The 11514-nt window shown below is 62.9% G+C and carries 9 protein-coding genes; 3 read left to right on the forward strand and 6 right to left on the reverse strand.

The features are described 5' to 3' along the window. Positions 1–155: 155 nt before the first annotated feature. A complete protein-coding gene (locus DKB71_RS19915) occupies positions 156–1073 on the forward strand; it encodes a LysR substrate-binding domain-containing protein (protein WP_408596869.1) in 918 nt (305 codons plus the stop codon). On the opposite strand, the gene DKB71_RS19920 is transcribed toward DKB71_RS19915, so the two are convergent. Continuing rightward, positions 1027–2262: an MFS transporter gene (locus DKB71_RS19920; protein ID WP_408596871.1), complete on the reverse strand. Its 1236-nt coding sequence runs from the start codon at positions 2260–2262 to the stop codon at positions 1027–1029. The two genes, DKB71_RS19915 and DKB71_RS19920, sit on opposite strands and share 47 nt — an antisense overlap. Further along, the gene (locus tag DKB71_RS19925; protein ID WP_408596873.1) at positions 2259–3476 is read right to left on the reverse strand and encodes a YbfB/YjiJ family MFS transporter; all 1218 of its coding nucleotides are present in this window, start codon (positions 3474–3476) and stop codon (positions 2259–2261) included. The genes DKB71_RS19920 and DKB71_RS19925 overlap by 4 nt, the downstream gene beginning before the upstream one ends. A gap of 225 nt (positions 3477–3701) precedes the next feature. Between DKB71_RS19925 and DKB71_RS19930 the strand changes: the two genes are divergently transcribed. After that, positions 3702–4730 (forward strand): D-cysteine desulfhydrase family protein, encoded by a 1029-nt coding sequence (locus tag DKB71_RS19930; RefSeq protein WP_408596875.1) that lies wholly within the window; start codon positions 3702–3704, stop codon positions 4728–4730. Between the two features lie 263 nt (positions 4731–4993). Here DKB71_RS19930 and DKB71_RS19935 read toward each other — a convergent pair whose 3' ends face one another. Further along, on the reverse strand, positions 4994–5455 hold the full coding sequence (locus DKB71_RS19935) for a hypothetical protein (protein ID WP_408596877.1): 462 nt from the start codon (positions 5453–5455) through the stop codon (positions 4994–4996). Positions 5456–5825: 370 nt separating this feature from the next. Between DKB71_RS19935 and DKB71_RS19940 the strand changes: the two genes are divergently transcribed. Further along, a complete protein-coding gene (locus tag DKB71_RS19940; protein ID WP_408596879.1) occupies positions 5826–6362 on the forward strand; it encodes a glyoxalase superfamily protein in 537 nt (178 codons plus the stop codon). A gap of 66 nt (positions 6363–6428) precedes the next feature. On the opposite strand, the gene DKB71_RS19945 is transcribed toward DKB71_RS19940, so the two are convergent. From DKB71_RS19945 to DKB71_RS19955, 3 genes are all read right to left on the reverse strand, one after another. After that, positions 6429–8951, reverse strand: a complete 2523-nt coding sequence (locus DKB71_RS19945; protein WP_408596881.1) for an efflux RND transporter permease subunit — start codon at positions 8949–8951, stop codon at positions 6429–6431. Between the two features lie 15 nt (positions 8952–8966). Continuing rightward, a complete protein-coding gene (locus tag DKB71_RS19950) occupies positions 8967–10055 on the reverse strand; it encodes a WD40/YVTN/BNR-like repeat-containing protein (RefSeq protein ID WP_408596883.1) in 1089 nt (362 codons plus the stop codon). A gap of 69 nt (positions 10056–10124) precedes the next feature. Beyond that, a complete protein-coding gene (locus DKB71_RS19955) occupies positions 10125–11483 on the reverse strand; it encodes a DUF1329 domain-containing protein (RefSeq protein WP_274077632.1) in 1359 nt (452 codons plus the stop codon). Between the last annotated feature and the right edge of the window lie 31 nt (positions 11484–11514).

Below are 11514 nucleotides of genomic sequence, written 5' to 3' on the forward strand. Positions count from 1 at the left end.
ACCTATGCCCGGTACAGGATCATGTAAAATGATCATTAATGATCCAGTTGATCGTTTTTGGTGAATCAACTCCCCGTGGATTTCCGCTTGCGTGTTAATCTCTAATGAGCCTTGAATTGCGTATTGGTTAATGTTTTTTCAGATAGGTGAGTTCGATGGATGTCACGGATCTCAAGGTAGTGGCCGCGGTAGCCCGCCACGGCAGCATGAACAAGGCCGCCAGCGAACTGAACACCGTGCAGTCGAACGTGTCGGCGCGGATTCGCTCGCTGGAGGACGAGCTCGGCGTGGCCCTGTTCCAGCGCAGCGCCAAGGGTGTACAGGTGACGCCCGCGGGACGGCGCATCCTGCCCTTTGCCGACCGCCTGGCGAAATTGCTCCTCGATGCCACAAGCGCCGCCCGCGATGACGGCCAGCCCAGGGGCGAGCTCGAGATCGGCACGCTGGAGACCACCCTCGCCCTGCGCCTGCCACACCTGATCGCCCGGTTCGCCAGGGATTACCCCGAGGTTCGCCCGGTGGTGCGCACCGGCACCACCTGCAGCCTGATCCAGGACGTCGTCGACTGTAAGCTGGAGGGCGCGTTCGTGGTCGGGCCGGTCAATCACCCGCAGCTGCACAGCGAAGTGGTCTTTCGCGAAGAACTGGTGCTGGTCACCTCACCGGCCCTGCACCGCCTGGCGGATGTCGCCGCGGCCTTGAATCTCAAGACCGTGGTTTTCCGTCTTGGCTGCTCCTATCGCCAACGCCTGGACACACTGCTGACCAGCCTTGGCGCCCCCACCCCCGAGCCGCTGGAGTTCGGTTCAATCGAAGCGATCATTGCCTGCGTGTCGGCCGGGGTCGGGGTCACGCTGTTGCCCAGGGGCGTTGTTGCCAACGCGGCGCGCGAGGGCTTGGTGGCAGTGCACGAACTGTCCCCGCAGCTGGCTGAAGTGGAAACGGTGTTCGTGCGGCGCCTCGACGGCTATTTCTCCAGTGCGCTTTCCACCTTTCTGCACCGCGTGCATATGGATGGCGTACCCGTTACCTTGGCGTTGCAGCGCTCTGCAGCGTACCAACCCGTGACCTGATCCAACCGTTGACCCCGGCACACGACACCAGCAGCGCGCCCGTGACGAGGAACACCTGGTGCAGGCCGAAATGCGCACCGATCTGGCCACCGATCAAGGGCCCGATCACCTGCCCGGAAAACTGCGCCGATTGCAGGTAGCCGAGGATTTTTCCGCTGTTATGCTCCGCCACCGACTGCCGGATCAGCTTGGCGATCGCCGGCAGCAGCCCGGCCAGGGTCATGCCCATCAGGCCGCGCAACACTGCCAGCTGCCACCACTGCGTGACGAATGCCTGGGGCACCATGACGATGCCGGTCAGCACCAGGCAACCGATGATCACCTTCCAGCTGCCGACCCGATCGGCCAACGCCCCCAGCCGGGCGGCGGTGAGAATGCTGCCCAGCGCCGAACAGGCCATCACAATCCCGGCAATCCGCGCCTGATCATCAAGCGCCACGCCCAGGTCACCGATGTAGACGGTGATGATCGGCTCGATCGACATGTTGGCGAGCAAAACCATCATCGCCGTCATCAACAACGCGGCGATGATTGGCCAGTGCGCACTGTCAGCCTCGTGCCTGGATGTAGCGACCCGCCGTGCCCCGTCCAACTGCCGGCTGAAATCCTCGCGAACCAGCACCAGAGTGGCGATCGCGGCCACTGCGATCATGGCGCCACCGACGAAAAAAGTGCCGCGGATGCCGACCCACTGCGGCAGGAAACCGCCCACCAGCGGCCCGATCAAGTTGCCGGACAACGCCCCCGTCGACAGCACGCCCAGTGCCCACCCGGCCTTTTCCCGTGGCACCTGGGATCCGATCATCACAATCGACGCCGAGGCATAACCACCGATGAGCCCGGCGACCAGGCGCAGCACCACAAGATCAGTCACATCCCGCGCCAGCCCGATCAGCGACATCACCACCGCCATGCCGATGGCCGCGCGCACCAGCATCGGTTTGCGCCCATAACGATCGGCCAGCCGCCCCCACAGCGGCGCGGTAATCGCCGTACCAAAAAACGTCGCACCGAAGGCCACGGCGGACCACTGCACCACGTCGGCCTGGGCCGTGACGCCCAGTTGCTGCACATACAGCGGCAGGAACGGCAACAGCATGCTCAGGCTCACCAGGGTGGTGAACGAACCGAACACACAGACAGCCAGGTTGCGCCGCCAATAGGCCAGATTGCGCTCGGCGTAATTCATGGGGTCACCGAGGTAGGCGAGCTTCGCAGCGCCGCCAGCAGGTCAATCACAAAGGCCAGCAACATGGCCGCCGTGCCGATCAGGAACAGCAGGCTGTAGTTGCCACCGCTGTAGGAAAACAGGAACGACAGCCCATAAGCGGCGACCGCCTGGAACAGGGCGAAACCCACCGTGGCGGTCTGCCAGGCCGCACTTTGCCGCGCAGGATGGCGGACAAGAATTTCCTGGACCCGTCCCAACACCAGCGGCACGGTCCCGGTGACAAAGGCGCCGACCGTCACGCTGGACACCATCAGCCAGAGGCTGCCCGGTGCGAAGGCCGGTACCGCGACGGCGATGGCCTCGATGAGGAACGACACCCGCAACGCGCGAGCGAAGCCGACCCGGTCCGCCAGCCCCCCTGCCAGCAGCGGGCCGACCGTGGCGCCAATGCCAAACAACACCCAGTACTGCGCGCCCGTCTGCAGGCCCTGGCCCAGGCCCCGGGCGACGAAATCCACCAGGAAAATCATGTGCGGCACCCACCCGGCGGCGTTCAGCGCGTACTCCACATACAGCGCCTTGAGGGTGCCGTTGGGCGCCGGGCGATGGTGCTGGACCGTGCTGACCACCGGTGCGTTTTCCGTCGGCCAGCCGCGCCAGGCAATGGCGGTGAGCAACAGCGCGATCACGCCCAGACCCAGCCAGGTTTGCCCAAGGCCCTGTTGCAGCAGCAGCGGTACCAAGGTCCCGGACGCCGCGATCCCGACGCCCACGCCCATGAAGATCACCCCGCCCGCCAGGCCCCGGCGCGAGGGCGGCACGTGCGCCAGCACAGTCGGCGCGGCGAGCACCATCAGCGCCCCGCCGGCGACACCGGAGAGGAATCGCCAGGCGAAGAACCAGGCAAAGGACAGGGGCCAGGCGCAAGCGAAAAAGGCGATGCTGGCCAGCAGCATCATGGCCCTGAGGGTCGCTCGGGTAGAAGTTCTGGCCGCCAGTGTGCGGCCGAAGATCGCTCCGGCCAGATACCCCGCCAGGTTTGCCGCGCCAAGGTAGGCCGCCCTGGAGGCGTCAAACCAGTGGGCGCCGACAATCGCCGGCAATAGCGGCGTATAGGCAAATCGCGCCAGGCCAATCCCGACCAGACTCGCCGAAAAACCGGCAAGAGTGCCGCGCCATGGGCTGGCGGGATGTGGCGCACTGGCGGTAGTCGCGGGTTTTACATTGTTCATCGTCTGCCCTTCCCTTCTTCAGTCGGGCAGACCTTATCTCGCGCGATGATATCTCAATAAACGAATAATCAAGATCACAGTTATCTGCATCAGAGATACCACCGTCCATTACACGGTGTATCAACTGTAATTCCTTGCCAGCGGTATATCTTCAATCCACGGCTTTCTAGAGTGGCAGATGGCGTTCAGCCCACCGAGCTTCCTTTACTCCATGAGCGATCCTTCATGCCCCACGACTTGAATCTTCTTGATACCGCGCTGGCCGCCTACCCACGGGTGGCCCTGCTTGAAGGCCCGACCCCGATCCAGAAACTGTCCCGATTGAGCGGCTTGCCCGATCTCAATGGCTGCAATCTCTACGTCAAGCGCGATGACCTGACCGGTCTCGGCGGCGGCGGCAACAAGCTGCGCAAACTGGAATTCCTGCTCGGCGAAGCCTTGGCCGAAGGCGCCGACACGCTGGTAACCTGGGGCGGTTTTCAATCCAATCATGCGCGCCTGACCGCAGCCGCGGCGGCCCGTCACGGCCTCGCCTGCGAGCTGATCCTGACCCCCTCGGCCGTGCGCAGCGACGATGACTTCTGCCACAACGGCAATGTGCTGCTGGACGCACTGTTTGGCGCGAAGATTCATCGGCTGGCGCGGGGAGTCGTGCCTGATACCTATGCGGCCGAGTTGGTCGACACGCTCAAGGGGCAAGGTAAAAAGCCCTTCGTGATGCCCCTAGGCGGGTCCAGCCCCCGGGGCAGCCTGGGGTATGCCGCCTGCGCTTCGGAAATCCTGCGCCAGGCGGATGCGCTGGGTGTGCATTTCGAGCAGATCATCGTGCCCAATGGCAGTGCTGGCACCCACTCAGGGCTGCTGGCCGGTGTCACCCTGGCGGGCGCTTCGTCGCACATCCTCGGCTACTCGGTCCTGGCGACCGAGGAACAGGCCACGACCACGACCCTGGAAAAAACCCGTCAGGTTCTACAGCTGCTTGCCCCGTCCTCAACACTGGCCGACACCTCGATTCGTGTGGATGGCAGCCAACGCGGCGACGCCTACGGCGCGCCGACCGAAGCGATGCTCGAAGCGCTGCGCCTGCTCGCATCCCAGGAAGGCTTGCTCACCGACCCCGTCTACGGCGGCAAGGCCTTCGCCGGCCTGCTCGCCGCCGTACGCCGGGGCGATTACCCGGCGGGCAGCAATCTGCTGTTTGTGATGACCGGCGGGATGCCTGGGCTGTTTGCCTATCGGAGCGCCTTTGACTGAGAGCCGTACGCATGATCCCAAGCGAACGCGTCTCCCCTGCAGGAGCTGGCTTGCCAGCGATGGACGTCAACGATGACGCGCGCTGTCTGGGTGATTGCGTTGACCGGACGTTTTTCGCGAGCAAGCTCGCTCCTACAGTTTGATCGGGTACAACCGCAAGAGATGGGTCGGCTGCCTGGACGCGTTGGGCCTGGTAATCGAAAAAAAATACCTCCCCAGGGAAAAACCCAAGGGAGGTGATTTTTTACCGCCGAATCGCGTTATCAGCTCTTCGCCTTGCCCATCTGGGTGAACAGCTCGGTAGGCACTTTCTTGCCATTGGAGGTGAACTGGTTGGTGCGGAATTTGTAGACCTCGCCTTCGGAGAGGAAACCGTCGTTGTTGGTGTCCATGGCCTTGAACTCTTCGCCGCCCTGCGGGGCTACGGTCAGCAGTTCCTTGAGCGAAACGCGGCCGTCGTGGTCGGTGTCGGTACGGGCGAACGAAGCATCGCCGCATTTGCCTTCACCGCACTTGCCTTCGCCGGCCTTGGTCACTTTGGCGCCGGCTTCATCTGCGCCACACTTGCCTTCGCCACACTTTCCTTCACTGGTCTTTTCCGCCGCGGCCAGTTGGTAGCCTTGGGGCAACGCGTCTGCGGCAAAGGCGGTGGATGCGAGGTTGAGGCTGCCGGCCAGTGCAACAGCGATCAGGCCAATACGAGATTTGTTCGACATACGGGACATGGTGATTCTCCGGATACTGTGTGCGGCCAAGCCGCTAAGGTCGTGCGATAAGCCGTGGTGCGAGGCGCGTTTGCTTTCTCGCTGAGGCAGGGCCATTTGACGGTAACCGTGTATCCCGGATGTATCCGGTTGCAGGGGCATTTGTAAGCCAACCTGCGTACGACGGGCCTGGATACACAGCGATACACAGGCGCAGGTCTTCCCGTCACGGGAGCGGCTATGTACTATCGCCACCGGGCCGATGCTGCCCGCCGCTCGCTCCCGATGGGAAAGGTGAAAGCATCGCTTCCTCATACGAACCCTGTCGTATCTCTTGACGGTCGAGGTTTGGCAACGCGGGCACCCAAGGATCTCGGCTAAAGGAGCAACGATGTTTTCAATCGAGCAAGCCAAGCAAATGGCCAAACAGTTGCGCGCCTCGCTGGAGGAGCGCAACCAGAGCCTGTCTCACTCCACCGCGCTGGAACTGGTCGCGCAACAACTGGGCTACAAGGACTGGAACACCGCATCCGCGATGCTTTCCCCGGCCGACACCCCGCCCGCTTCCACCGTGACCTTCGACAAGCCCATTCCCATATTGCGCATGTTCGACGAAGCCAAGGCCCGTGAGTTCTATCTCGATTTCCTCGGTTTCAGCGTCGAATTCGAACACCGCTTCGAAGCCGACCTGCCGCTGTACCTGGGCATCAGCCGCAACGGTCTGCAACTGCACCTGTCCGAACATCATGGCGACGCCAGCCCGGGTTCGACAGTGTTTGTGCCAATGAACAATATCGAACAGCTGCGCGACGAGTTGCTCGCCAAGCGCTACGGCTACGGGCGTCCGGAGATTGTCCAGCAGGGTTGGGGGCAAGTGCTTGAAGTCTACGATCCTTTCGGCAACCGGATCCGCTTCTGCCAGGGCTGATCGGGTAGATCCCTGTTCGCATCCAGACGGCGCATTGCTGCCCGCCTGGATGCGATGGTCCAGCGCCTATCGACGCAGGGAACTGGCGGCGAGTTCCACACGCTTGCCCGGGGCAACGACCGCCTCGCGATCAGCGACTTCAAGCGCTCCTCCACTCCGTTGTTTGCGCAGCAGGAAGTACGACAGCGCCGGAATCAGGATCAGCGCGCCGAGCATGTTCCACAGGAACATGAAGGTCAGCAGGATGCCCATGTCGGCCTGGAACTTGATAGGCGACCAGACCCAGCACACCACGCCGGCCGCCAGGGTGATACCGACCAGCCCGACCACCCGCCCAGTGAAGGCCACGGCCTGGCGATAGGCCTGGGACAGCGACAGGCCCTGGCGTTGATACTGCAGCTGAACGCTGAGCAGGTACAAGGCGTAGTCCACACCGATCCCCACGCCCAGGGCGATCACCGGCAAGGTCGCGACCTTCACGCCGATGCCCATGACCACCATCAGCGCTTCGCAGAGGATCGACGTCAGCACCAGCGGCAACAGCGCCACCAGCGTGGCGCGCCAACTGCGGAAGGTGATCAGGCAGAACAGCGTCACCGCCAGATAAACATAGAGCAGCATGGTGCGATTGGCCTCGCGCACCACGATGTTGGTGGCGGCTTCGATCCCGGCGTTGCCGGCGGCCAACAGGAACTGGCGATCGTCGCTGCTGTTTTCCCTGGCGAACTTGTCGGCAATCGCCACCACGGCGTCCAGGGTCTCGGCCTTGTGGTCCTTGAGAAAAGCGATCACCGGCATCAGCGAGCAGTCGGTGTTGAACAGCTCCGGGGCATTGACCGAGGCCTGTTGCGCAGCATAGTTCAGCACGTTCTGGTTGCGCTGGATGCTGTTGAGCTTGGGGTTGCCCTCAAAGGTACCGGCGGTGATCTGCCGTACCGCGTTGACCAGCGAAGCGGTCGCCTGCACGCCCGGAGACTGTTGCAGCTCCCAGGCCAGGCGGTCGGCGAGGATCAGGGTCTGGTAGTTCAGGCAGCCTTCCGCCGGAGTCTTGATCATCACCGCGAACAGGTCGCTCGACAGCGCGTAATGCTGGGTGATGTAGGCGTTGTCGCGGTTGTAGCGCGAGTCGGCCCGCAGTTCCGGTGCCCCGCTGTCGAGGTCGCCGATTTTCAGTTGCAGGCTGACCACGAAACCGCCGATGCCCAGCAACACGGCGACCAGCACCGTGCCGGTGGCCCACTTGCGCGTGGTGAAACGGTCGAGCAGGTCCCACAACTTGCCGAAGCCACGATGTTCGGCGGCACGGGTGTCGATTTTCAGCGCGCGCTCCGCGGCCTTGCGCCCGACGCCGATATAGGACAGCGCCACCGGCATCAGCAGCAAGGAAGTAAAAATCAGCACCGCCACACCGATGCTGGCAGTGATCGCCAAGTCCTGGATCACCGGAATGTCGATCAGCATCAGCACGGCGAAGCCCACCGCATCGGCCAGCAACGCGGTGACCCCGGCAATAAACAGACGGCGAAACGTATAGCGCGCGGCGATCAGCTTATGCGTGCCACGGGCAATGTCCTGCATGATGCCGTTCATTTTCTGCGCCGCGTGGGACACGCCGATGGCGAAGATCAGGAATGGCACCAGCACCGAATACGGGTCGATGGCATAACCCAGCCAGGCGACGATGCCCAGTTGCCAGACCACCGCGATCAGCGAGCAGCCGACCACCAGCAAGGTACTGCGCACGCAACGGGTATAGGCGTAGATAATGATCAACGAAGTGAACACGGCCAGGCCGAAGAACATCATCACCTGGATCAGGCCATCGATCAGGTCGCCCATCAACTTGGCGAAACCGATCACCCGGACCTTGTACGGGCCCTTGCCCTCAGCACCGGCCTTACGCGCCGCGCTGTCCCCGGCGAACTCGATCTTGTCGCGCAGCCGCTCTTCGAGCATCTGCGAAAACGCGTGGTAGTTGATGCCCTGGCCGGTGGCCGAGGCCTTGTCCAGCAGCGGCACGACCAACATGCTCGACTTGTAGTCGCTGGCCACCAGACTGCCGACGATGCCGGCACGCCCGATGTTCTGGCGCAGCTGTTCGATCTGCTCGGGTTTGCCCTCATAGGTATCGGGCATCACCGGGCCACCCTGGAAGCCTTCCTCGGTGACTTCGGTCCAGCGCACCGCAGGCGTCCACAGCGATTTCATCCAGGCGCGATCAACGCCTTCGGTGAGAAACAGCTCGTCGTTGACCTGCTTGAGGACCGTCAGGTAGTTCGGGTCGAAGATATCGCCCTGGGTGTTTTCCACCACCACCCGCACCGAGTTGCCCAGGCCGCGCAGCGAAGCGCGGTTCTCGAGGAAATTCTGGATGTACGGCTGGCTCTGCGGGATCATTTTTTCGAAGCTGGGGCGCAGTTCCAGGCGGGTCGCGGCCATGTAGCCCAGGACCACGGTGGCCAGCGCCATCAGCAGCATGAACAGCGGGCGATGGTTGAACACCAGCCGTTCGAGCAGATTGCCGGAGCGTCGATCGAAGTCGCGCAGATCGCGGATCACCGGCATGTTGTCTTGCTTGGTAGGGGCCATGTGTGAGTACTCGCTCTATTGTTCTGGCTCTTGTTCTTCGAGAAGCGTGCGGGCACCACGGCTGCCGACCACGACCAGCGCACCCTCGCCAACCGCTGTCGCGCCAGCCACCGGGGACGGGGATTGCTGCGCCACCCACTGCAAGCGGACGCTGTCGTCCTTGGCCAGCAACATGTGACCGGCCTGGGTGAAAAACCGGTAGTGACCTTGAGCATCGACGGCGGCGGCGGTGATGCTCACTTGCAATCCGCTTTCCAACGGGGTCCAGCTCAACCCGCCGTCGGTGCTGCGCAATACGTTGCCGCGCAGGCCGTAGACCACCACTTCGCCAGGCTTGCCGACCACGCCGAAAAAGCTGCCTTGATACGGCGTTTGCAACGCAGCGAAACGCTGCTGCGAGCTATCCCACTTGAGCAGCAACCCCTGCTCTCCCGCGATGTACAAGGCATCGCCGGTCGAGTTGATCGCGTTCAAATGGAAGTTCTGCGGGTTGTCGGTGCGATCCTGAAAAGGCGTCCAGCTTTGGCCGCCATCCTCGGTACGCAGGATCAGGTTGAACACGCCGACCGCGTAACCGAGCTTGTCGTCGGCGAACCAGACGTCGAGCAAGGGTTTGTCGGCGCCCTCTTCCTCCAGCCGCTGACCTTCAGCGACCAGCAGCGGCCACTGTTCGTTGGCCGGCTCGGCACCGGCCAGCTTCGAGTAATGCTTGACCAGCAATGCGCCGATCTCACGACCGTCCAGTTGCTTTTTCCAGGTCACGCCAGCGTCACTGCTGTGCAGGATGACGCCATCGTTGCCCACGGCCCAGCCTTGTTCCCGGGAAGAAAAGTAAACGGCATTCAGGTCGCTGCTGACCGGAACGCTGGCCTGCGACCATTGCTTGCCGGCGTCGTCGGAATAAAGAATATGGCCGCGCTGGCCAACGGCGACCAGGCGCGGCCCCGCATTCGCAACGTCGAGCATGGGACTGCGGACCGCCAAGGCACTGAGCCTGGCGGGCAGGTCCAGCACATCGACGTAGGCACTCGCCTGGGCACCCGTCTGCCACAGCGCCAACAGCATCACCAGCGCCTGCAACCTGCGCTTGTTCAATGAACCCATAGTGCGTCCTCCTGGCAAAACCGGGCCGTGCTGCACACGGGGTGCAGTCGGCCTGCTGGTGTAACGCGCTTAGCGAATACCGTTACCGGCCAGTGCGTCCGGTGACCACTGCGCCTTGGTGAGGGGTGCGATGTACTTGATGCCGCCGTAGGCGCCCGACAAACCGTTGATGTTGTAGGTCCCGCCCACCAGGTCATAGATCACGTGTGGCGTAGTGTTGGGGGTGGTCACGTCGTAGCTTTGCGAGAGGAAGCTGAAAGAGCCACGGTACAGTTGGCCGCGCGCATCGTATTGATCGGAGGCCAGAGCCACCCAGCTGTCCTCGTCCAGATAGAAGCGACGCTTGGCATAGACGTGACGGGCACCGGCCTTGAGCGTGCCTTCCACCACCCACACACGATGCTTCTCCCAACGCACGAATTGCGGCGCCAGGTGGTTGGGTGTGGTCAAGGCTTTCGGGTCCTTGATGTAGCTCAGCGCGTAGGTGTTGTACGGCACGATCATTTCCTGCTTGCCCACCAGTTTCCAGTCATAGCGATCCAGCGCACCGTTGAAGACATACACGTCGTCATAGGTGCCCGAGCCTGCCGTGCCCGGGTTCGGTGTGTCATAGGCCAGGGTCGGCGCCAGCTTCACCCGGCGTTGCCCCGGCAGGTACTGCCAGGCACGACGTGCCTGGGCGAGCGGGTTGGCGGCGTCCTTGAGCATGATCGCCTCCCCCGCCCGGCGCGCGGGACCTGTGTAGAACAGACGGGTCTGGAAGTAGGTGTCCTTGCCATCGATGACCTTGCCCGGGTCTTCGAAGATCGGAAACGAGTTGACGATCTCGCCGCTGGTGGCAAGGATTTGCGCGCCTGAGGCATCGACGTTCCAGGAATCATACTTGGTCGAATACGCCACCCCCTGATAGCGCAGCAGGTGGTTCCACATGGCTTCGGCACCTGACTGCGGAATCGGGAAAGGCACACCCGGCAGGACGTTCTCGATGGCGTTGCCACCCTCCAGGGACTTGGCGCCGGTGGCGTTCTTCAAGGTGTTGTCCAGTACGCTCTTAGGCAGGGCCACGCTGCGATGAGTCGGATAGACCTCGACGCGGAAGCTCGGAAAACGCGTGGCCAGTTCGACCGTGACGGCCGTCAGCTGGTTTTTGTACTGCGCGACATTCTTGCCATCGATCACCAGCAGCGGCTTCTCGCTGGCGTAAGGGTCGGGACGCAGGGTATCGCCCGATTTGAAACCTGCTGGCGCGGTCGTCAGGCCGCCGGTATAGGCCGGAATGGAGCCGTCGGCGTTGCCGGCTTTTTCGGCGCCCACGGCGGTGAGGTTGCTGCCCAGCTTGCTCGCGTCGGCGGCGGGCACGGCGGCCTGGACCAGGCCGGCGAAGGCCAGCGCGACGGAGGCGGTTAACAGATTGTGCATGCATTTCATGGTGTCGTTCTCCTGATTGCTTTTAAGCAAT

The sequence above is a fragment of the Pseudomonas sp. PLMAX genome (genome assembly GCF_046042685.1).
Classification (GTDB): Bacteria; Pseudomonadota; Gammaproteobacteria; order Pseudomonadales; family Pseudomonadaceae; genus Aquipseudomonas; species Aquipseudomonas putida_AE.

Bases quoted from the DNA above. Each gene is read 5' to 3' on its own strand.
- DKB71_RS19915 (WP_408596869.1), top strand. From the start codon at position 156: ATGGATGTCACGGATCTCAAGGTAGTGGCCGCGGTAGCCCGCCACGGC.
- DKB71_RS19920 (WP_408596871.1), bottom strand. From the start codon at position 2,262: ATGAATTACGCCGAGCGCAATCTGGCCTATTGGCGGCGCAACCTGGCT.
- DKB71_RS19925 (WP_408596873.1), bottom strand. From the start codon at position 3,476: ATGAACAATGTAAAACCCGCGACTACCGCCAGTGCGCCACATCCCGCC.
- DKB71_RS19930 (WP_408596875.1), top strand. From the start codon at position 3,702: ATGCCCCACGACTTGAATCTTCTTGATACCGCGCTGGCCGCCTACCCA.
- DKB71_RS19935 (WP_408596877.1), bottom strand. From the start codon at position 5,455: ATGTCCCGTATGTCGAACAAATCTCGTATTGGCCTGATCGCTGTTGCA.
- DKB71_RS19940 (WP_408596879.1), top strand. From the start codon at position 5,826: ATGTTTTCAATCGAGCAAGCCAAGCAAATGGCCAAACAGTTGCGCGCC.
- DKB71_RS19945 (WP_408596881.1), bottom strand. From the start codon at position 8,951: ATGGCCCCTACCAAGCAAGACAACATGCCGGTGATCCGCGATCTGCGC.
- DKB71_RS19950 (WP_408596883.1), bottom strand. From the start codon at position 10,055: ATGGGTTCATTGAACAAGCGCAGGTTGCAGGCGCTGGTGATGCTGTTG.
- DKB71_RS19955 (WP_274077632.1), bottom strand. From the start codon at position 11,483: ATGAAATGCATGCACAATCTGTTAACCGCCTCCGTCGCGCTGGCCTTC.